Source organism: Alteromonas sp. P256, from assembly GCF_036864455.1.
In the GTDB taxonomy this organism is placed as follows: Bacteria; Pseudomonadota; Gammaproteobacteria; order Enterobacterales; family Alteromonadaceae; genus Alteromonas.
Window position 1 is genome coordinate 163,979 of sequence record NZ_JAZETM010000008.1, and the last position, 22,472, is coordinate 186,450.

The following is a 22,472-nucleotide window of genomic DNA, read 5'->3' on the forward strand; positions in this document are numbered from 1 at the left end:
ATATCGTATTTGCTAGGCCCTATGCGCAATACCGTTTTCGCCAAGCTGCTCACAAGGCTCATTTGAAAGACCATGTAGAGAAACGGCCTAGGCAGGCTAGCTGGCAGTGGGATTGTAAGGTAACGACGACTGGTGAGCAACGATACGTAAGTTTCCATCACTGTCTTTAACATAGGCAAAGGTATATTCCACTTTAGTTTCGCCGCCATTAGTATCTATGAAAAAGTAATTGCCCATGGCAACCGCCATTCTGCAGCTATTGTTAATAATGCCTACATTATCAAATTTCACGTTGGTATAAGGTTTTATTGCAAAGCCCTTATCTTCTTCGTACGCATCGTTACCGCCCACAAAATAGGAAAGAGCGGCATCGAAACTTGAGCGAAATTGATCATCCGCTGCCAACGTTGGTTTAAACAGTACACCACTCAGATCGTACCCATACATGTCTTGGATAAAATCAGCAGCTTCATCAGAATAGTTGCCGTTATTAGTAAACACTGAGCCGATTCTGACAATGCCGTTTCCCCACATTTTTTGCGCAGCAATGACTTCTCTTTCTGTAATACAGGTGTTTGAATACAGTAATGAGTTATCTAGTGCTTCTGCAGTAAGCGAATCCTTTGCTTGCGCGCCACTTTTGGTAGATTGAGTATCGGCTACAGCACTGCATGCAGATGCTAAAAGGATTGAGGCGATAGCAGCGGTAATTTTTGAGCGAGTTGCTTTTACATTTTTCATAGCATACATCCTAAATTTTATAACAATAATTTTGCTAGAAGCATGTGCAATATCGAACTCATTGCAATGCGATAGTTAAAGGATATACACAACGAATGACGTGCACTTTTTTAGAGGATTAAAAACTGATTAACGCAGGGTTAATCTTAAACGCGTGTAGTAAAGGTGAGGCATCCGATGCGCTGAAACCTGACTAACAATGCATCGAATGTATTCTTTTGTGACTACGTCTTAGTAACCTTTGTTTTCTTCATCAAGTGGCGTTGCAAGAAGTTCAGATACCGAAAATGCGTTTGCACCTAAACTCTGCTCGTCATTTGACATTGAGGTGACGATTGAAAAGTATATGTCTTTCATTGCCGTTTTTTCAATATCACTTGGATTGGGCACAGTAGATGGTTGCGCAACATCTGAACAGCCTGACATGGTGCACTGTTTATCTGACGGAAAAACCATAGGTTCATCGTTGCTCATGATAACCTCGCGAGCAAGAACACGCTTTTTAGTGATATTGGTTTTTGTTACTGCCACATAGCCGAAGTTATTTTGTTTTGCAATTTCTGCCGCTCGACGCAGCGCGTACTGCTGCACCTTGTCTGCAGGTGTTCTATCCGATGCCTTAAATAAAATACGGTATTCATCATTACCTAGCTTTTCGCTTGAATAGCCATAGCTTTGCTTGGAATTAGCCGATTTGTAAGGCGTTGGCGTGGCAACGGGTACTGATGAACAACCTGCTAGTAAAGCGGTGACTGCAATGCCCAAGCCTAAGATTAGGTGAGTGGGTCTCGATTTTACATGGCTGCTTTTTAAAACGTTTTTTTCCAACATACGGCGCATTTACTACTTCCTTTCGTCACACAATTATAATTTAAACAACGATAGCAAAGCGGTTCTGCCTATCGTTATGAGTGCAGTTTTACGGTTTTTCTTCACCTTTGGTTTTGCATCCGACATACCTTTATAGGCACCTAACCCCACAATACCTAACAATATTTCTGGTTTGCCCACTAAGTAACGGCATTGTTGCTTGGCTGTTTTTTCGGCAAGGTGAGCATGATGACGCTGCGCATAAAAATCGCGCTCTTTTTGTGCAATGTCAGTCATGTTTTTCTTCAACAAAAATTTATTTAACAATGCGTCTACCATTTTGGGTGTCCTTTAAACTATAGCCTAATTCTTGCAAGATGTTGGGTTAGATGTTCGGTTAGATGTTGCCATTAAAAAGCGTGCTTAGAGAGAGCGCTTAAACAATGCGATAAGCCGTTCAAAGCTGACGAAATGCAACGACCTTTTCGCAATTCTGTAAAACAACATGCTAAACCCAAGGTTAAAACACAACAAAACACCTGCGATAAGGGTAATACTGATACCGAATGAGTATAACGCGCCGCCAATCGCTATATTGACGAGCAGCCAGCACACAATACTAATAACAAAAGCGGCAAGGGCTGCAAAAACAGAAATAAACAGCGACTTTTTAACAAGCATTATTTCGCTATTGACCAAGCTCAAATAAGCGGTGCCCTGCTTAGCTCGCTGTTTTGCCGCATTTTTAAGCGCGTCAACAACAGCTTCATAAGTCGGGTCGGGGTAGGGGGCTTGCTGCTTGTCTTGAGATTTTTTGTTTTTGGTAGGGACATCGCGATAACCAGTGCTCACGCTGCCATCAGCGTTGATTGCTATCACAGAATTGTTTTCGCCAGCAAAATAGAGCGCCTGCTCCGATGGTGGAGTCAGGCGAAACGGATTTTCTGCGCTCATTGTAAAATGAGCGCTATGAAAATCAGGTATCGTTACCATTATTACTTCTTACGAAATAATGAAGTAACTAGCATGCCCGCCGCAAATGCAAGCCCTGCTGTTGCCACTGGGTTTTCAACGGCGTAATTACGCACAGAAGATGCCTGCCACTTTTGTTCAGCAAGACGTTTACGCTCTGACATATTCTCAGCCGACGACGTAGCGGTACGACGAATGTTTTCCTCTGCAACACTTGCGTTGTCTGCGAGCTTGTCTACAGACTGATGGAGTGACTCTTTCAGTTGGTCCGTAACTGGGTGACCTTGCTCTTTAGCTGTGTTTGTTTTTGTCGATGTATTTTTAGCTGCTTGTGTAGCCATAGTATTCTCCTTGATTTTACTAAATGCATCTTTCCCTTTGACTAAAGCAATGGCTGTACCATTGTGTGAGTTTTTTATTTTGTTGATTTTCAAAGATAAAATTTTTTATGGTGAAAACGATTATGAAAAGAAGCAGGAATAATGCACACAGTATTGTGAACACCCTGTAATAATTTCGTAGATGATTTTTGCAGATAAGAATGTGAAAGCTGAGTAGCTCTAGGCTAAGTAGTTCTTGGCTAAGTATTTTGGCTTAGCCAATCCGTGGCTAGAGTGGGGAGAAATTTCGCTGTAAGAAATTAGAAGCTCAAGCAATAACGCTTTCTAAGTCGTTTTTCGTCACTGGCTTGAGCAATGCGCTGTCAATACCAATTGACGCCATAAAACCTGCGTCAGCTTGATGCCCGCTAACAATAGTCAGCTTGCAGTCATGCTGCTGAGCTTTTAGCTCTTTTGCTAGCTCATAACCGTCACAGTCAGGTAATGTTAAGTCCATAAGAACATGGTCAAATTGCTGTTCATGCATTGCTTTTAAGGCATCATTTCCACAAAGGCTTTTTACAACATCGCATCCAAGATGCGTTAGAAATAATTGCAGCAATTCTGCGGCATCTTCGTCATCCTCGACAACTAATACTTTCTTTTTGCCACTACCTACAGTGATTCTCTGTGTAACCTCATCAGCGGTTTGCTCTGCAGGGGGCTGTGAAATAGACGTGGTTTGCGCGTTCAATAGTGCTGGGATATCCAAGTTACTGCCACCTTGGTGGGGCAGTGCCGACTCAGGTGCAAAAGGTTTTGCTGTAGGCATGTTCGATACTTGAGCTTCAACATTGGAAAACGTAATAGGGTTGTCCGCAGGTAAGTAAAGCGACAGCAGGCTGGCCAGTGCAAATCTATCAATAGGCTTGCCGATAACATCGTTGAAACCTTCGCGTATTAACGATTCTTTAAGCCCTTTACGACTTGCAGCGGTAACTGCAACAACCGGGAGATGTTTGCCATGTCGCCTTATGGCATGAAGAGCTTCAATACCATTCATTACCGGCATATGGATGTCCATGAGTACCAAGTTGAAAGGGGCGTTCTGCTCGTCAGCCTGTAATACTGCTTCAAGGGCCTTAACGCCATTTTCAGCATAACTAATATCGGCCCTAGATTGACTGACTAAGTGGCCAGTAAGGCGCCTTATTTCTCTAAGGTCGTCCACAATTAGCACTTTCCCAGTCAACTTTAAATTTAAGTTAGCTGGCTCAACGATTGAAAGCTGACCTAAGGCAAGTTCTTCTAAAGGCTGAGTACTTATATCCCCTGGGTGAATATAAAAGCTAAAGCTGCTGCCTTCTCCCATGCGAGATTTCACTGAAATATCACCGTCGAGTTTACAGACCAACTCTTTACAAATTGCGAGCCCAAGGCCTGCACCACCATGATTCGCTCGCATCACATCTTCAATTTGTTCAAAAGGGTGGAAGATATTTTCAAGCTTATCAGGCGCCATGCCAATACCGGTATCGTCCACGGTAAATCGCAATACGCTATCTGGCTGAACAGACTGCCCTTCCACATCCTGGTCGTCCACATCGGGCTTTTCAATTTCAATAGTAAGTGTGATGGTACCGTTATCTGTAAACTTCACCGCATTGGTAATTAAATTGAGCAATATTTGGCGAAGGCGTGTTGGATCTGTCTGGATAAACTCTGGCATCTTGGTTTTAGCAACCACATTGAGACTGAGTCCTTTGTCTTTCGCATTTAACTGCATCAAGGAGTGTATATCGGTGAGAAATGCCGCTAAGTTGACCCGCTTTACATTTAACTCCAGTTTGTTTGCCATAATGCGAGACATGTCGAGTAAGTCGTTAAGCAGGCTCAAGAGGTGTTTACCGTTAGAGTGAATAATTGACAGCTCTTGCTGGAACGGACTATTTCTAGCATCGTCAATCAATAGCTCTGTGTACCCTAATATTGAGGTAAGTGGTGTTCTTAATTCGTGACCTAAGTGGGCAAGAAATTTATCTTTTGCTTTGTTTTTTTGCTCTACTTTATTTCGTTCTATCCGCTCGTTTTCAATGTCTCTTCGAACAAGCGCATAGCGAATAGTGCGCATAAAGCGGGGGGACTCAATTTCAGACTTTTGTAGATAATCCGCGGCGCCCGCACGCATCACCATTTCATCAACCATAGTGTCAGATTGACCCGTTAATATAACAACGGGTACGTTAACCTGGTTTGCTTTTAAAATACTTAACACATCGAGCGCATTTTCTGCGCCCAATAAAAAGTCGAGCAAGCACAAATCGAATGAGCCCTCTTTCAGCGCTTCTAACGCAGAGTCACTGTCAGTTACCCATGTAAGCTTGAACTGTGGAGACTCGCACCGCTCTAGATAGTCAGAGGTAAGGAAGTAGTCATCTTCATCATCCTCAATTAATAGAATTTTTATTACCTCTGTCATCTAGTACTCCGCTACTCGTGTGGTAGTTCTACGAATTCAATCCAATAGCGACCAAGTGCTCGCATTAGGTCAACCAAACCTTCAAAGTTCACTGGCTTGGTAATGTATGAAGCACACCCTAAGTCGTAGCCACGCAACATGTCTTCCTCTTCTTTCGAAGTGGTTAAGATAACCACCGGGATACTGCGCAGTTTAGGGTCGTTCTTCAGTTCTTGAAGTGCTTCACGACCATCTTTACGAGGCATATTCAAATCGAGCAAAATGAGACTAGGACGCGGATACTTTTCGGCATCGGTATACTTGCCTTCATGGCGCAAGAATTCAAGAAGCTCTACACCGTCTTCAACACAAAAAAGTGTGTTTAACACACGGGATTCTTTAAGTGCATCGACAGTGAGTAAACGATCATCCTCGTCGTCATCGGCCATTAAAATGTTTATTGATTGGGCTTGTTTACGCATCATGCGAAGGCTCTCCATTTTCGTTATCTGAGCCGAATGGCTCGCTGTCTAGAGGTAATATAATGTCGAACTTAGCGCCTTTACCGGGTTCACTGGTGGCGGCTATGGTTCCGTTATGTCTTTCTACAATCCGTCGGCACACCGCAAGTCCAATCCCTGTGCCTTTATATTCACTTCTACCGTGCAATCGTTGGAATGGGGCAAATATTTTTTCGGCAAAAGATTGCTCAAAGCCTATTCCATTATCACTTACTGTAATTTTTATCCATTGATACTCGTCAGCCTTTAGCAATGTGCTTTGCTCATCACTTGTAAGGTCTTTACACGAGATGTCTATTATTGGTGTCACGTCGACTGGCTGAAATTTAAGTGCATTAGAGATAAGGTTCAGAAATAGTTGCTCTAGCTGCGATTTATCACCGCGCATGCTCGGCATATCGGCAACGTTAACTTGAGCAGATTTTTCTTCAATTGCAATTTCAAGGTCGCCTAACACACCAGAAAAGATGGCGTTGAGCTCTACGTCTACAAAATCTTTGCCGCGGGTGGAAACGCGAGAGAATGAAAGCAAATCTGAAATGAGCATAGACATACGCTCAGCCGCGTTAAGCATTCTTGCGAGAAAGTCTTTGCCTCGCTCATCAATCACATCGCCATAGCCAGACTCTATTCTATTGCCAAAAGCGCGAATTTTTCTCAAAGGTTCTTGAAGGTCATGCGAGGCAACAAAAGCAAAGTCTTCTAATTCCCTATTACTTCTTGCTAATTCATCCGAATAGACGCTTAACTCTTGGGTGCGCGCTGCTATTTTAGCTTCTAATTCTTCGTTAATCCCTTCAAGATCAGACTGGTGCTTTTCGTTCTCTCTGGCATTAACTTTAAGCAGCAAAAAGATGGTGACAATAAGAAGTAGGGTAGTGGCTGATGAAATAATTAATGTATTGACAGAGTCGCGACGCAGTTTCATTAAGCTAGCCAAGTGAGTCCCTTGAATATCTCGCTCAGAACTGTCTACTTCCTCAAAAACACTTTCGAATTCATTGTATAACCGCAAACCGCGGTCAGAACGCAATAAGTCAATAGCTTGAGCGCGTTGGTTTGAACGAGCTAGCTCTACAATCTCGACCATGCTATTAATTTTTTGCCTGGTTAAAACAAGTAAGTTGCTAATTCGGTCATTCTGTTCAGGTGTCTCTGAGGCAAACGCACTGACCTCCAATTCTTCGGCTACAGATGAAAATGTATTAAGCGTTTCGGTGTACTCCATTAAATAGGCTTCATCCCCAGTAAGTAAATAGCCTCTTTGTCCTGATTCAGCACGAAGCAACACAACATGAAGCTTGTTAACAGCGCTAATAATACGATTGGTACTGAAGAGTTTTGCTTCAAGTGCAGATAAGTCGTCTAACGTGTTTACAACGTAAAATGAATTAGCAGTAATAATCGCTATTACCAACACTACCATCAATATCCAGCTATAGAGAGACGACAAAATTTTGTTAATCATCAGATCCGTCCGATGCAGACTCGCCCATCTTTAAGGTCATGTCAGCTAGTGTATTACTACAATCTTTTGCGCTTGTAATAATCTTGTCTAACGCCTCAAAGGCTTTTTGAGGTGGAATATCGCCATTTAGCGCCATTTTTACTAATTCCGCCTGCATCGAAATCCGATTTAGCGGTTTACGAGCGTCGTGTACAAAAACGCTCATTGTCGAAAACTCTTCGTCAGTCATTCTATTTTGCCTTTTACTGCTCGTCTTTCATTAAATCGCCGTAGGCATGCAGTCGGTTGTAGAGCGTTTTGGTGCTGATGCCTAGCATTTCCGCTGCCATTGTCTTATTGCCATTCACTTTTTCAAGCGTGGCGTAGATAAGCTCTTTTTCTACATCTTCAATAGTACGGCCCGCTTGCAAAGAGGGGGTTGTGCTTTGCTTTTGTGCAAACGGAGATTCAATAGTTTTCGGCAGCTCCAATACATTACTTTCTGGATCGCTCATTATTGCCGCGCGGTGAACAAAGTGACGAAGCTCTCGCACGTTGCCCGGCCAATCGTAGGCCTGCAGAGTATCAAGCTGGGTATCGTCCCATTTAAATTTGGCATTGTTGTCTTTGTTAAACTCTTCGATAAACGTTTTTGCAAGAAGAGCAATATCTTCTTTTCTCTCGCGAAGCGGTGGAATGGTAATGGGGAATACGGCTAGTCTGAAGTAGATGTCTTCTCGCAACACTTTGCTTTGCGCAATTTCTTCCATGGTTCTGTTTGTGGCTGATACAACGCGACAGTTGACGGGAATAGTTTTAGTACCGCCTACCCGTATTACCACTTTATTTTCTAAAACACGCAGTAAATTGGGCTGCATATCTATTGGCATTTCGGTAATTTCATCTAAAAACAGCGTCCCGCTTTCTGCTTGTTCAAATACACCTTCTTTTCGACCTACAGCACCAGTAAAAGCGCCTTTCTCATGGCCAAATAGCTCACTGGCAATTAACTCTTTAGAAAATGCACCACAGTTAGTTGCCACATAAGCGCCCTCGCTGTCTGATGCCTTGTGAATTGCCGCAGCAACAACTTCTTTACCCACACCACTTTCGCCTAGCAGCATGACGTTTGCACTGGTTTTACTCACTCGTGATATCAGCTTGTAAAGATCTTTCATTGCCGGCGATTCACCGATAAGAAGGTCGAAGTGCTTTTCAATTTTTGCTTTTTTCGGTGCGGCCTTTTCTGATTTTTTCGTCAATACCGCTTCAATGTCTTCTCGTTGAATCGGTTTGACGAGATAGTCAATATTTGGACCGCACAGTCCTTTAATCACGCTTTTTACTGATGGGTGACCGGTAATAAGTGTCACACGAGGGCGCTTTTCTAATTCGTCTAATTCGTCGAACAAGTGCGCTCCGCTGCCGTCTGGCAACATGAAGTCGAGTAAAATATGGTCGAACGTTTCTTTTTCTAGCCAATTTCTTGCTTCTTGAAGCGTAGCCGCCGTGAGCACTTCATGGCCCAAAAACTCAATAATGGTACAAGCTACTTCTGTAAATTCGGCGTCGTCGTCGACAAGTAATACGGTAAGCACGTGAGATTCCCTCTTTATCTATTCCATAGGTGTAAAAACTGGAACAATATCAATTATATAATTTCGCATTAAGACAAAAGTCTACCACTAAGTATTGAGGAAGTGACCTCTGCATTGAAATTTTCTTTAAAGCCCTGAAATGTGAACATAAAACACACTTCGGTATTATCGTCAGGTTATAACGTTTAACCGAGGGTATCTTGGTCTCTTGACTCAGTCTTTATTCGTCATGCCACAAGCATTTTTTTGAAAGAAAGTTTTGCAAAAATCATTCCCTTCGTAGTCTTCCTTGCGTTACCTTGTGAACTGTTTTTTTTCAGCGCTGTAACGAAAAAGGGATAAGAGGGGGTTATGGGTGGAGTAATCGCCAGCGTATCAATAAAGGACCATTATAGGGCAAAGGGCATATGGGTAACGGGGCTCGCGGGACCACCAACAGCGTCTTAGACAGAAAAAATGGCACAACTCATTGTGCTTATCGCGCATTCATCGGCTAGCTGTTTTCTACTTTTCGCCTAATTATTAACTAAATATCGCTCAAAACTTAGCTAGCTATTAGCGAATGCATGCCTTTTAAACGGGCAATATAACTGCTAAGGGTTTTGTTTTTCATCACTAGCGTGACAATATTACTCGGTGGTCTGAAAATATTACTTGCTTTGTAAACGTTACTTATCGCTCTCAATGCAACCCCAATCGATAAAGTCAGATGTGGGCAATTGCATTGTCTGATAGCGAAGTTCGCCAATGAAGGCTCTTGCGGCTGGGCCAAGTGCGTCACCATCTTCAAAAGACAAATAAAGAAGTGCTTTTCTCAACGCTGCATTGTTATTAAGTGGTAACGGTTTTAACAACCCACTTTCGAGCTCATTTTTTATAATAGCTATTGGTAACCATGCGAATCCTAGCCCTTGAGTAATTATATCAACCGACGTTCTTATATGACTGACCGTCCAACGCTGCTCAGCGCCAAGCCAACCTGCGTCTACTTTGCGCTCTGCTGATGAATCGCGGACTACAATTTGCCTGTGAGATTTCAAGTCTTCGAGGGTTAAAGTGCGGTCAAGTTGATGGAGGGGGTGGTCTTTATGAGCCACTGCCGCAAATTCTATTTCGCAAAGGTCCTCACTGTAGCCATTTGGGTATAAGAAAGGAGAAATGCCAATGTCTACATTCCCGCCTGAGAGCAAGGTATTACTGCCGCTAAGCACAGTCTCTTCCAACTCGACGCGCAAAAGAGGGAATTCCTCAGAAACTTTATTAAGGACATTATAAAGAAGCTGAGAGGGGAAAATAATATCTACCGCTACTCGCAAAGTGGTCTCAGTGCCTGAGCGAAGGCTATAGGCAATAGCCTCTAATTTCTGAGCTTCATCGAGAAGAAATGCGGCTCTGCGGTACATTAACTCTCCCTGAGGAGAGAGTTTGACTTTGCGACCGCTGTTTTCAAATAACACAACGCCTATGGCATTTTCTAGCTTTTGAACAGCATGATGGACACTTGATTGGCTTTTATGTACCACCAAAGAGGCTTGATTAAAGCCGCCGGCATCCACCACGGCTTTAAACATTCTCCACTGCTCTAATGTCGACTTCAGCATACTTCAACCGCTCTCATATAAACAATTAACTCGAGTATATACAGTTCCTAGCATTTATGTGCGGTGAACTTGTTTGATAGTAGCTAAAGAACAGGTAATAACGGATACGTTTTCATAGCCCATTTTAATGAGTTGTTCAGCAGAAAGCTTAGCTCTTGCCCCTGATGCGCAATGCAGGTAAATAGGTTTTGATGAATCTTTTTCGAGCTCTAGCATTTTCATTTCTAAGATGCCTCGGGGAATGTGAAGTGAGGCGTCAACATGGTTCTCCGCCACTTCCGCTGGCTCCCTTACATCAACTAACAGACCTTGGTTAGTTTCCATTTCGTCTGCTGCCTCTTTTGCCGAGACAATTCGAATATTCACATCAATTTTTTCTAAACGAGTTTTTACATCAATCAGCATTTTAATGTCCAAAAAATAATATAAGTATAAACTAATGTATAGCTATGATTTCTTTAAAACAAGATAATATAGCGGTTTAACCGTCTATTTTAACTGTTTTATCAGAAAGGCTTATACTTTAGTATGATAAAGCGGTAAATTCGTTAGTAAAGTTAATGTCATTAGGAAGCCCTTATGTCTGAGGATGTTGTGTTGAGCCCAAGCGAGATGATGGAACATTCTGCTGAAGCAGAGTTTTTTCTCAAGCAATTTGCGAACAAGACAAGACTCATGATCCTTTGTTCTCTCCTTAAACAAGAGAAATCTGTTTCTGCGCTGTTGCAGGTTGTTAGCGTTTCACAGCCTGTCATATCGCAGCACTTGGCATTATTACGCGAGTCCAATATGGTGGCAACGAGAAGGGAAGGTCAAACTATCTTCTATCGATTGTCTGACGAAAGAGTGAAGCGCTTAATTGCGCTTATGTATGAATTTTTCTGTGAATAGAATTAACGCGAGTCAATTTTGCTGTAAGCCCACGCTGCGTCCGCTAATAGGCGGACGCAGTTTTTTATCCCCGCATTAAGTCTCAGCAATCTGTGCGATAAGTGCAGCAATGTAATGCCCATCACCTAACTTGTCATTATCCACTTCAGGACGTTGTACTAAATCGTCATGACTTAAGTTTACCGCCACATGGTGTGCCGCCCAGTCAATTTCTTTGATATCGCTAGGTAACAATGCCAAATGTTTGCCGCCTGGCAGCCAGTTGTTGGTATCCACCACTAGCATAACCAATTGCCATGTTTTCGTATCTATCAGAAAATCGCTAATGTGACCTACCTTGTCGTCGGTAGTCGCAACTTCATAACCATCTATTTCGCCGCATGCGCGTAAATGATTAGTTGAATTTGATGGAAGGGCGCTCTCTGCCTCTTGATCGGTTGGCGAAGTGACTAATTCGTTAGGGTGTGCATATTCCCCCCACGCTCCGGGACCAATCCAGTAATAGCCATAGCCAAAGTATTTGAATAAATGTTCCTCATATTCTCGAGAAACCGGTTTGTGTTCGTCAATAGATGGACTGTTTTTAAGGGTGTCGACGGTCATGTCTACGTGTACGCTTTCCTCCTCAACATCAACCTGAGAAACTGATACCGGAGATATCACTACCTTTCTACTTAACGGTAACCAGGTGTTAGTATCTGCTACTAAGTAGCGCGTTGTATAGGTTTCATCGTCAAAGAGGATATCTTTTATGCCGCCAATTTTGTCATCTGTGGCATGTATAGAATATTGGGTGAGTTGTTTTGAACTTATAATCATCTTTGCGCCTCCTTTGCTCGGCTGATAAGAAAAAATAGGCTACCGTTACGCTAAGCATGCATTATTTTCTCTATAAAAAGTGTAGTCACTTCTATCTATAAAACATCATGTTTGTCATTTGTTCTGCTGACTTCTTGATTGAGATCATTTTACCCAAACGAAAAAGCCCGCAAATTTGCGAGCTATTTTAATACGTTATGTTGAGGTTTACGCTACATCGAACTCGTCGTCAGAGTAGGAATCATCGTAATCCGCTTGATTACTGGCACTACTATGCAACGTGAAAAATTGCTTTCTTCCTCTTGCTAGCTGAACATACTTCGCCCACGCTTTTTCGATACTACTGGATGCTTGAACTTTACCGTTGATAAACTTAACAAAATGTTTTTCGTCTGTTGTTTCAGGTTTCAAGTCACCGCTTTCTAGGCCAAGCAGAGTGCTGCCGTAGGTGGTGAGAATATTTGCCTCGGCAATACTAAAATCTCCCGATTTTTTAAAGCCATAAGGAAAATTTCGACGATCTACAAAGGGTTTGCTTGAAGGACGAATCGCTGTGCTCATGATAATAGTTCCAACGTAGTTAATTCCACAGCGCACTTTTAAAACATGTTTTTGCTGAGATAAAGCAAAAGATTTTTTTCTTATCAATAAAAAAAAGTGATGCTTATGTGAAAATTAAAAAACTGCCGATAATGTAAGTTTCGCTTTGCAAAAGCCGGGTGTAAAAAAATTGGCTTTATTGTTTTTAAATATCTGAATTTTAAATATTAAATTGATTTTCTGATCGGGTTTTTTACCAGTTTTAATGCTAGGCACTACGCAAAATGTTGAACAATTTGGCATGGCGTTAAGCCGACATTTTAAGAAGCAATATTTATTATCGCTACGATAATAAAATTTCGTTTCCAATTAAAATCTCCGCGGCAATAATCGTAGGGTGATTACAACCTAGAGACACTAATGAGCAAAGACTATCGTTTTCAAAGTGATGAATGGAATGCGGCAGACGAAGGTGAGTTTCATTCTAAAAAGCCCAATACTTTAAGAGAGAAAAGCGTAAAGGCTATGCAAAAGCGCGCCATGTTGCGACGCAATAAGCAGCGCCGTTCGCACGACGAAACACAACACTGATCTCCTTCATCATTTAAATAGATAGTATCGCGCTATCAATTGGTAGCGCGATACTGTGCTTTTCGCCCCAATTGACGTATCATTTAGCCTAATTTGGTTTTACATTACGCTGGTTGTACTGCAAGCATGGATATTCGCTTCCTCACCACTTTTATTGAGGTGACTAAAACACGCCATTTTGGCAAAGCTGCCGAAAACCTCTACCTTACTCAGTCTGCAGTAAGCGCCAGAATCAAACTCTTAGAAGAATATTTTCACACAACGCTTTTCATTCGCCAGCGAAACAGCATTCAGCTTACCCAGTCGGGCGAAAAGCTGCTGCCTTTTGCTCGACAGCTTTGCGCAACATTAAATGACGCAAAGCAAGAGCTGCAGGTGCAAAGTTCTGAATATGCAGTGTGCGGCGCCACGCAATTAGCAAGCGACTTGTTTTTACCGCAAACCCTCACTCATCTTCACAAAGATTTTCCCGACTTCTCAGTAAAAGCAGACATACTCACGCTAGATGCGTTATCCCGTCAGCTTCACGAGCGGGTTACCGACCTCGCTTTTTCAACAGAGCCGCTTAAATCGGAAGATGTTAACAGTGTGATTTTGTTTGAGCAGCCCCTCGGTCTTTATAGAGTTGGCAAGCCTTCTTCACAGATAAAGGCTGAGGAATTTGTGGCTATAGACTGGGGCGCAAAGGCAAGAGATTGGTTGCTCACCGCTTATCCGCAGCTGCGAGATGCAAAATTACGAACAAACTCCCTTTCATTGGCGCTTAATAATTTATGCGCCGAAGGTGGAATTGCGGTATTACCGGTAAATGTAGAGTCACAATTAAGAGATAGGGCACCGTTAACGCTAATTGAGCCCATCGACGGTATTTCATTGAAGGTTTACCTTCACACTATGAAACAAATAAGACGAATAGGATTGGCTGATATTATAACCAGCGTTTCTTCTATCGCCCCGAAATAAGTAGCGAGAAAAATATGTCATCATTACACCCAATGTTAGAAAAAAACGCGTTTCAACGTTTAGAGGCAAGCATTGCCGAAATTAAAGCACAGCAGAAGTTGTTTATTCTTAAAGATGAGCACGGTTGCGTCATGCTAACCACCGATGAAGACGACGGCGTGCCGGTATGGCCTGATGCTGAATTAGCCCTTCTTTGGGCAACGGATGACTGGGATCATTGTGAGACGATGGAACTGACTACTGATGAATTTTTGACAAAATGGGTGCCCGGAATGACCCAAGACAACTTAATGGTTATTGTGTGCCCTGTGCCGGCAGAAGAAGGTGAAGTGATGTCTCCACAGGAGTTTGCAGAATCTTTGTAGGGTGATCCTCCCGTTCAATTTATCGTTAACATGTTATGGCCTCGCACTGTGAGGCCAAAGCCAAACATGGCATGTCGCTGTCACAACTTCCTATTGATTGCATTATTGTAGAGGTACTACACTTGTTAGAGCCAGGTATTGATGATTTATGGTTTGCTCCTTTAGGAGGAACGGGCGAAATAGGAATGAATCTAAATTTGTACGGTCATAATGGACAGTGGCTAATGGTAGATTGCGGTGTATCGTTTGACGAGCCTCTCACCGCTCCCTATAAGCAAAACGCGCGAGCTTCGAAAACAACGCACAGAGTGGTTGCACCAGACCCATCCTTTATTGCAAATCAAAAAGATGCACTTGCTGGCATCGTTATCACCCATGCTCATGAAGATCATGTTGGCGCAATTCCTTACCTTTGGCAGCGTTTTCAAAAGCCTATTTACACCACGTCGTTTACCGCCGAAGTACTTCGCAGAAAGCTGTCTAGAAGCAAGCTTGCCAATAAGATACCCATCATTGAAGTGTCGGCGGGCGATACGGTAACCATTGGCGTGTTCTCTGTTAAGTGGCTAGAAATTACCCATTCTTTACCAGAGCCATTTGCACTAAAAATTGATACCCCTGCGGGGGCAATATTACATACTGCAGATTGGAAAATAGACGCATCGCCGGTGACCGGCAAACCCTTCGAGCCAAAGCTCTACAAGCAATTAGCGAATGAAGATATTCTTGCCCTCGTGGGAGACTCCACCAATGCGAATAAACCTGGTTTCTCCATTTCCGAGCGCAATTGCTACGACGGGTTGTTAAGTACCATATTACCGCTTAAGGGGCGCGTGGTAGTAGGTTGTTTTGCAAGTAATATTGCTCGGCTTATTACTTTGGCAAAGATTGCACAAAAAACCGGTCGGTATATAGGCCTTTACGGGCGCTCGCTAATCAATATGTATGGTATTGCTCGCCAACAGGGTATTTGGCCTGATGATTTGCCGATTGCTGACGCACATCACTTAGGGTATTTGCCGCCTAAAGAGGTACTTGTGGTTGCAACGGGAAGCCAAGGCGAGAAAAATGCAGCTCTCGCTCGCTTTGCCCATGACACACATCCTCACCTTCAGCTTGAGAAAGGCGATACCGTTATATTTTCGAGCATCGTTATTCCAGGCAATGAAGAGACCGTCGCTCGTTTAAATATTGCGTTTAAAGGGAAGGGCATTGGGACAATTCACAGCGAGGATAGCACCCTGCCCATTCACGCAAGTGGACACCCTTGTGCAGAAGAACTGAAACTTATGTATAACTGGGTGCAGCCAAAAATAGCCATTCCGGTACACGGTGAACACAGTCATTTAATGGCGCATGCTGAAGTGGCGAAGTCTGTAGGTATCATGAAAACCTATGTTGGCGAGAACGGCGATTTATACCGTTTAGCGCCTCAGCCAAGTATTCGACGAAATGTCATCCCCGTTGGTCGAGTGCCTGTGCAGCAAGAATAGGGTTCGGTTTCGATAAGTCGCGGCAGCTGACTTTAAAAGTGTCCAATTAATCAATTACTTAATTTTATAACTTGGTGTATAACGTGTTGTTTATATAGGCTGCCCATCCATCAATCATTCTGATACACTGCTGTTGGAACCTCACTTATTTGAACGACACTGGGTATGCATCGACACATCTTCGCCACATTTTGTTTATTGCTTGTTAGCGTTTTGTCTTTCGCCGAGCCTCGGCTCCAAAACCCGGTTTTCCAGCCGCTGTCGACTAAAAATGGGCTTCCTCAAGATGTTGTCAATGATATCGTTATCGACAAAGAGGGATTTGTTTGGATAGCAACGGATGGTGGTGTGGTGCGCTGGGATGGTGTTCAAACGACTATTATCGATAACAGCGACAGCTTGTTTTCAAACAGTTCCATTTGGAAACTGACTGTTCAAGAAGATAAAGCCTTATTTGTGAGCGTTTATGGACGCGGTATATACCGTGTGGACTTAGAAACACAAGCAATATCACAACTTCCTGCAACACCTTACAAGTATTACAGCGAATACAATCAGCATGCCGAGTCTTTCTCTTGGCAAGATGACTCCCATCTAATTATTGCATTGTCTGAAAAAGTACAGCGGCTTAATGTATCAACCGGAGAAATAGAAGAGCTAGCATCGCTGACCGATAAGATGTTAGACGATTCTCATTCCATTCGATACGCAATAATGGTTGAAGACATACTAATTGTAGCAACCACATATGGTGTTTTTACGCGCAATACTCTTGATGAATCAACACATCTGAAGCCCCTTGATTACCTAGACGGCACTAAGCCAAATGAAGATAATCAAAACGCAAAATTCTTGATGCAGGATGAAAGCGACCGAATTTGGATCACCACGGTAAATGGGGTATTTAATTCAGAGGAAGACAGTTTTATCGAGCAGGTGCTTGAGAACAAGCAGAGCCGCTTTGAGAAGGTACTCACAGGTCGCAACGTATGGACAATGGTTCAGTCTGAAGCTGACACGTTTTGGATGGGGACGAACAAAGGACTGTTTGAACTTAAGAAAACACAAGGCAAGTGGGTTTACGAACACATACTTCAGCCGAATAACGGTCGCTCCGAGCTGTCGGACAAAAAGATTTCGGCCATTGCTAAGACAGAAAGAGGCAATCTTTGGCTGAGCACTGTTTTTGCTGGAGCGTTGCACTTTGGAATACAAAGCTCAGATATTTACACTATTCAAAACGAGCGAAGATCCGGTGTAGAGAGATTGAGCGATAACGTGGTGTGGTCCTTTGCTGAATCGTCTCCCGGTCAACTGTGGGTTGGAACCGCTAACGGGATGAGTCGGTACGATTTTACTACGAAAACCTCGTCGCACTTTTTGAGAGAGGAAGTTGAGGATTCGCTGTTAGGAACCAATTCTGTTGATCGAATCATCACGGCCCCAGATAACAAGTTAATTCTTGAAAAGTATGAAGGTATTCGGCTGTTTGATCCGCAAACAGGTAGCATTTCGGTGCCATCGGTGAAAGGGGGAGGAGACGCCAGTGTTTTCAATGCCTGGAATTCGAACCCTGCGATTACCTCAAAAGGCGTCATGTTTTTTGCTGGACCCACCGACTTTTACACCTATGACTTTACTTCTGAAACGTTAACTCCGTTGCCACTCGACCCAAGTATTTTTGACGTGAAATTCGAGCCTTCTTTTCTTGGTGAATCTGAGTATCACAATGCCATGTTTCTTAGTACGGAAGGGGGCGTATGGTTATTAGACCTCACAACGTATGAGCATCGCCTTGTATACCGTTTTGCTGAGGGCGCGCGACTAAGCAATCAATCAGTGAGTTCTTGGGTAATAGATGATACGGGCGTATTGTGGTTGGCGCATAACGGAAGAGGGCTAGTTGGGTTAGACGCCGATACGTTTGAACCGTTATACACACTAGATGAGTCAAATCTTCTTGTGACCAATATTGCTTATGGCCTGCAAAAAGACAATGCGGGTAATATCTGGTTTAGTTCCCACCAAGGGTTACATCGCTATGATCCTCGGGCAAGTAAGGTTCAGAATTTTATTTATGGCCGCGAGCTTTCTGTATCGGAGTTCAACCAAGGTGCCTCAATTATCCTTAGTGACGGTCGTTTAGCGTATGGTTCTACCAGTGGAGTGGTTGTCTTCGCGCCAGAGCAATTAGATACATCTGATGAGGGCCAGACATTGGTGGGCAAACAGACCGCCATTACTGGAGTCTCAGTTGGAAAACGGACACTCCCTCAAGGGCTGAAAAATCTAAATGGTCAGCATTTCGACCTCGCCCACGACGACTTTGGCCTGACTATTTATTTTTCTTCGCTCACGACATCAGGTATTGGCGAGACCAAGTATTATTATAAGCTACTCGATGGGAACAAACTTGTTTCCGAAGGAGTCACAGAAGACGCGAAAATCACGTTTGCGAACTTAGAGCCTGGGACATACACTTTTTCTGTGGTTCCCACACCTGGCAGTTTCGAATCGAGCTATCGAGCGGCGCAAATATCACTGTTTGTGCCCTATGCGCCATACCGTTCACCTTTAGCGTACGCCGTTTACGGTGCATTATTGCTTTGCTTGCTTATTACCTATCTTTATTCTCGACACAAATCGTTGACTAGGCTGAGAAAAGCACAGCAGCAGGTATCGCTATTTAGCGACGCGTTTAAACAAACTCGCGATTGGGTCATTATTTTTGACGAACACAAGAAGCTAGTGGCAGCAAACCCAGCCTTTGAGCATGTATTCGGCTTTAATCAAAAAGAGCCGTTGCCGAAGCAACTAGAGCGACTTTACCTGCGCTATCCTGGACTTAGTAGGCAGCTTTCCGACAGATTAACCAACATGCAGGGCGGTGACTTTTGGAAAGACGAGGGGGTAATTGATGGTGCCGATGGCAAACGCTACGACGTACTCATAGATATCACGGCGATCAGTGGTAATGGGCACATCCCTGAGCACTACCTTATTGTAATTTCAGATATCTCTGAGCAAAAACAGGCTGAGCGCAAATTACTCAAGATTGCCACTTACGACAGCCTTACTGGGTTGGTTAACCGTACACTGCTACTCGATCGTCTAGAGCATGCCATTGCGCTTGCCAGACACCATGGTCATCGCGTTTCGGTGATGTTTGTTGACCTTGATAGATTTAAAGGTATTAACGATTCACTGGGTCACGACTACGGCGACAAGCTGCTTCGCATTGTTGCCAATAGAATGCGTAATTTAGTGGCCGATACGGGCACTGTGGCCCGTTTGGGAGGGGACGAGTTTGTTATTGTCATCGAAGAAGTTGAGGCTAATGATGATTTAAGTTCGTTTGTCGGACAAGTCATAGAGGCCGTAGAAACACCCATATCATTGTCTAGTGAAGTGTTAAGAGTATCCTGCAGTATCGGCGTGGCGTTTTACCCAGATGATGCGCCAGAGCCTGCTGAGCTTATTAAGCAAGCCGATGTGGCCATGTATACCGCTAAAAAAGACACGCTCAATGGGTTTGCCTATTTTACAAGCGATATGAATGAAAAGGCGAAAACCCGCTTAACCCTTGAGAACAAAGTAAAGCGTGCGTATTCAGAGGGCAGTTTCTTTAATCACTATCAGCCCATTATTAACGCCCAAACAAAGCAAACTGTGGGTGTTGAATTACTCCTTCGCGGCACCTTAGACGATCAGCCTTTGTACCCCGATCAGTTTATTCCCATTTTAGAGGAGCTGAGATACATCATCGAAGTCACTCGAAAAGCCATGTATCGCGCCGCTGAAGATCTCTCGACCTGGTATAAAGATGGCTTTACAGGCTTTGTGTCTATTAACCTTTCAGCGCTGCATTTTAAAACTGAGTTTGATTTGCACAGCGTCTTTAGTTTACTAGAGCAATTTGGCTTGCCAAAAGAAGCCCTTCGTTTTGAGATAACGGAAGGGGTATTGATGGACGACACGGATAATGCATTGCACCAAATTCAACGATTTGTCGACGCAGGGTTTATTTTAGCCCTCGATGATTTTGGTACCGGCTATTCATCGCTAAGCTACTTGAAGCGCTACCCGTTATCGGTGCTTAAAATTGATAAAAGTTTTGTTAATGAAATGGTGCCTGGCAACGCCAACGAGGCGCTGGTCGCAACCACTATATCGCTGGCAAATAGCTTGAACATGAGCTGTGTGGCAGAGGGGGTAGAAACCCACGAACAAGCGGTTGCGCTTCTTGATAAAGGGTGCGTACTTCATCAAGGTTATCACTACGCTAAGCCCGCGGCTGCAAATGAAATAACGTCATTTCTCACCAAAAATTGGGGGTAATGCGCTGATTAAGCGTATTTTTTATACCAGCCGCCTCATAATAAAACCGCAGACGCTACTATAAAAAAACTAAATTGTGGTCTGTATCAACCGTTCCACGTGGGGTGCAATGTAAACGCCTGTTTAAAAAGCTTGTCATTCAATTAAAAATAAGGCTTATTATACTACTGTGAAAACATTGTAAAAATGAGCTACATTATAACAACAAATGAGTGACCTATGCCGCTAGATATGACAGCAAACGCAAACAGCACGGAAGTAATTAAATCGCCATTAAGCATGTTGTACCATTGGGAAAAGTCCCGTGGAGACGAGGTGTTTCTTACTCAGCCCATCAAAGGGGAGTACCACGATTATACGTGGAGCCAAGTTGCCAATCTCGCGAGGAAAGTGGCAACCCGCCTTTGTGATATGTCGCTACCCGCGGGAAGCCGCATTGGAATTTTTTCTAAAAATTGTGCCGAGTGGTTCATTACCGATTTAGGTATTATGATGGCGGGACATGTGTCCGTGCCTATTTTCTCAACTGCTGGCCCAGACACAGTTCAATACGTATTACAGCACGCCGATGTTCAGCTTTTATTTGTGGGCAAGCTAGACAATACCGAACAACAAGTCGCGTCTATTCCCTCATCCTATAAAACGGTCGCTTTTCCTTATCCGAATATTACGGCTTCACAGCAGTGGGATGAGTTTATTGACTGTGAACCACTGAGAACGTCGCCCGTCCACGATATGGACGATGTGATGACCATCATTTATACCTCGGGCAGTACCGGTCAGCCAAAAGGGGTTGTACATAGCTACAACACCGCATGTTGGGCGGCCAGACGTTCATTGGACCAACTTGGTATTGACGAGAACGATCGCACCTTGAGCTATCTACCCCTAGCTCACATTACTGAGCGTGTTCTGGTGGAATTGTCGAGTTTTTACAGCGGTGGAAAAATTCACTTCGTTGAAGACTTAGCCACGTTTCAACGCGATGTAGCGCACTGTCAGCCTACGCTATTTATTTCTGTTCCTCGTTTATGGACAAAGTTCCAAATGGGCGTGCTGGCTAAAATGCCTCAAAAAAAGTTAGATACGTTGCTTAAAATTCCTATCTTGAACAAGATAGTGGCGAAGAAAATACGCAACGGTTTGGGTATAAACAACGCGAGACTATGGGCAAGCGGCTCAGCACCGCTAGCGCCTGCCGTTATTGAGTGGTTCGCTAAAATAGGTATCAATATTTCCGAAGGGTGGGGAATGACTGAAAATAGCGCCTATGGAACCGGCAGTGTACCTTTTAGGCACGATAAAATAGGCTGTATCGGTAAGCCTTACGACGGTGTTGATATTCGTACCTCTGAAGAGGGCGAAATACAGGTTTTATCTCCGTGTAACATGATTGAGTACTATCTTGAACCTGAGAAAACGGCTGAAGTGTTTACCGAAGACGGCTATTTGTGTACCGGCGACAAGGGTGTAATTGATAGCGATGGTTACGTTAAGATAACCGGTCGACTGAAAGATATCTTCAAAACGGCAAAGGGTAAGTATGTTACTCCAGCGCCAATTGAAGCTAAGTTCATGGAAAACCCTATAGTTGAACAGGTTTGTGTTACTGGAACAAACTTGCCTCAACCGGTCGCACTGCTAGTACTCAGTGAAGAAGCACAGAAAAAAGACAAGTCGGCGGTAGAGGCTAGTCTTAAGAAAACCTTCGAGGCGATAAACGCGAAGCTTGAGAGTCACCAAGTGATGGATAGGGTGGTTATTATGAGCAATGAGTGGAGTATTGAAAACGACTTGCTAACGCCTACTTTAAAAGTGAAGCGTCACGTACTAGAAGAGCGATTCGTTGATATTATACAAGGTGATTATACCAAAAAGCTTGTGTGGGTTGATGCCTAAGAAGCTTACGTTGGTGTGTTATCTACCTAGTTGATATCACTTGTTAACGAAGAGTTGTTAGTAACATTTCCAAAAAACAAAAAAGGCGCCATTTAAAAGGCGCCT

General features: G+C 43.5%; 21 protein-coding genes. 7 read left to right on the forward strand and 14 right to left on the reverse strand.

The genetic code is table 11. From position 1 onward, the window contains the following. Positions 1-96: 96 nt before the first annotated feature. The 12 genes from V7R39_RS13255 to V7R39_RS13310 all read right to left on the reverse strand — a co-directional run bounded on the left by V7R39_RS13255 (position 97) and on the right by V7R39_RS13310 (position 10,873). On the reverse strand, positions 97-741 hold the full coding sequence (locus V7R39_RS13255) for a phosphoribosyl-AMP cyclohydrolase (protein WP_334031253.1): 645 nt from the start codon (positions 739-741) through the stop codon (positions 97-99). 231 nt (positions 742-972) lie between these two features. Beyond that, on the reverse strand, positions 973-1,581 hold the full coding sequence (locus tag V7R39_RS13260; RefSeq protein ID WP_334031255.1) for a CC0125/CC1285 family lipoprotein: 609 nt from the start codon (positions 1,579-1,581) through the stop codon (positions 973-975). Positions 1,582-1,605: 24 nt separating this feature from the next. Then, positions 1,606-1,848: a hypothetical protein gene (locus V7R39_RS13265; RefSeq protein ID WP_334031256.1), complete on the reverse strand. Its 243-nt coding sequence runs from the start codon at positions 1,846-1,848 to the stop codon at positions 1,606-1,608. Positions 1,849-1,974: 126 nt separating this feature from the next. Beyond that, complete coding sequence (locus tag V7R39_RS13270; RefSeq protein ID WP_334031257.1) at positions 1,975-2,544, reverse strand: hypothetical protein; 570 nt, start codon at positions 2,542-2,544, stop codon at positions 1,975-1,977. 2 nt (positions 2,545-2,546) lie between these two features. Continuing rightward, entirely contained in the window at positions 2,547-2,864 is a 318-nt protein-coding gene (locus V7R39_RS13275; protein ID WP_334031259.1) for a DUF883 domain-containing protein, read from the reverse strand. A gap of 307 nt (positions 2,865-3,171) precedes the next feature. Next, complete coding sequence (locus V7R39_RS13280) at positions 3,172-5,322, reverse strand: response regulator (RefSeq protein ID WP_334031260.1); 2,151 nt, start codon at positions 5,320-5,322, stop codon at positions 3,172-3,174. Between the two features lie 11 nt (positions 5,323-5,333). Further along, positions 5,334-5,786, reverse strand: a complete 453-nt coding sequence (locus V7R39_RS13285) for a response regulator (protein ID WP_334031261.1) — start codon at positions 5,784-5,786, stop codon at positions 5,334-5,336. Beyond that, positions 5,776-7,290 (reverse strand): sensor histidine kinase, encoded by a 1,515-nt coding sequence (locus V7R39_RS13290; RefSeq protein WP_334031263.1) that lies wholly within the window; start codon positions 7,288-7,290, stop codon positions 5,776-5,778. Before V7R39_RS13290 ends, V7R39_RS13285 begins: the two co-directional genes overlap by 11 nt. After that, positions 7,283-7,519 carry a hypothetical protein gene (locus V7R39_RS13295; protein ID WP_334031264.1) on the reverse strand — a complete coding sequence of 79 codons (237 nt, stop codon included), beginning with the start codon at positions 7,517-7,519 and terminating at the stop codon, positions 7,283-7,285. Before V7R39_RS13295 ends, V7R39_RS13290 begins: the two co-directional genes overlap by 8 nt. A 13-nt stretch (positions 7,520-7,532) precedes the next feature. Next, positions 7,533-8,867 (reverse strand): sigma-54-dependent transcriptional regulator, encoded by a 1,335-nt coding sequence (locus V7R39_RS13300; RefSeq protein WP_334031265.1) that lies wholly within the window; start codon positions 8,865-8,867, stop codon positions 7,533-7,535. A gap of 668 nt (positions 8,868-9,535) precedes the next feature. Further along, positions 9,536-10,468 (reverse strand): LysR family transcriptional regulator, encoded by a 933-nt coding sequence (locus tag V7R39_RS13305; RefSeq protein WP_334031267.1) that lies wholly within the window; start codon positions 10,466-10,468, stop codon positions 9,536-9,538. 54 nt (positions 10,469-10,522) lie between these two features. Next, positions 10,523-10,873: a rhodanese-like domain-containing protein gene (locus tag V7R39_RS13310; RefSeq protein ID WP_334031268.1), complete on the reverse strand. Its 351-nt coding sequence runs from the start codon at positions 10,871-10,873 to the stop codon at positions 10,523-10,525. A gap of 174 nt (positions 10,874-11,047) precedes the next feature. On the opposite strand from V7R39_RS13310, the gene V7R39_RS13315 reads away from it, so the two are divergent. After that, positions 11,048-11,359 carry a metalloregulator ArsR/SmtB family transcription factor gene (locus V7R39_RS13315; RefSeq protein WP_334031270.1) on the forward strand — a complete coding sequence of 104 codons (312 nt, stop codon included), beginning with the start codon at positions 11,048-11,050 and terminating at the stop codon, positions 11,357-11,359. Positions 11,360-11,434: 75 nt separating this feature from the next. On the opposite strand, the gene V7R39_RS13320 is transcribed toward V7R39_RS13315, so the two are convergent. Together V7R39_RS13320 and maoP are read right to left on the reverse strand one after the other, a co-directional pair. Continuing rightward, positions 11,435-12,178, reverse strand: a complete 744-nt coding sequence (locus V7R39_RS13320; RefSeq protein WP_334031273.1) for a PRC-barrel domain-containing protein — start codon at positions 12,176-12,178, stop codon at positions 11,435-11,437. Positions 12,179-12,385: 207 nt separating this feature from the next. Then, on the reverse strand, positions 12,386-12,739 hold the full coding sequence (maoP, locus tag V7R39_RS13325) for a DUF413 domain-containing protein (RefSeq protein ID WP_334031274.1): 354 nt from the start codon (positions 12,737-12,739) through the stop codon (positions 12,386-12,388). A gap of 399 nt (positions 12,740-13,138) precedes the next feature. Here maoP and V7R39_RS13330 point away from each other — a divergent pair, with 399 nt between their 5' ends. From V7R39_RS13330 to V7R39_RS13355, 6 genes are all read left to right on the forward strand, one after another. After that, complete coding sequence (locus V7R39_RS13330) at positions 13,139-13,309, forward strand: hypothetical protein (RefSeq protein ID WP_200883172.1); 171 nt, start codon at positions 13,139-13,141, stop codon at positions 13,307-13,309. Between the two features lie 126 nt (positions 13,310-13,435). Continuing rightward, on the forward strand, positions 13,436-14,272 hold the full coding sequence (locus V7R39_RS13335; protein ID WP_334031276.1) for a LysR family transcriptional regulator: 837 nt from the start codon (positions 13,436-13,438) through the stop codon (positions 14,270-14,272). A gap of 14 nt (positions 14,273-14,286) precedes the next feature. Further along, entirely contained in the window at positions 14,287-14,637 is a 351-nt protein-coding gene (locus V7R39_RS13340; protein ID WP_334031278.1) for a DUF2750 domain-containing protein, read from the forward strand. A 122-nt stretch (positions 14,638-14,759) separates the two neighbouring features. After that, entirely contained in the window at positions 14,760-16,130 is a 1,371-nt protein-coding gene (locus V7R39_RS13345) for a ribonuclease J (protein ID WP_334031289.1), read from the forward strand. Between the two features lie 165 nt (positions 16,131-16,295). Continuing rightward, complete coding sequence (locus V7R39_RS13350) at positions 16,296-20,468, forward strand: EAL domain-containing protein (protein ID WP_334031280.1); 4,173 nt, start codon at positions 16,296-16,298, stop codon at positions 20,466-20,468. Between the two features lie 219 nt (positions 20,469-20,687). Further along, a complete protein-coding gene (locus tag V7R39_RS13355) occupies positions 20,688-22,367 on the forward strand; it encodes an AMP-binding protein (RefSeq protein WP_334031281.1) in 1,680 nt (559 codons plus the stop codon). Positions 22,368-22,472: the final 105 nt, after the last annotated feature.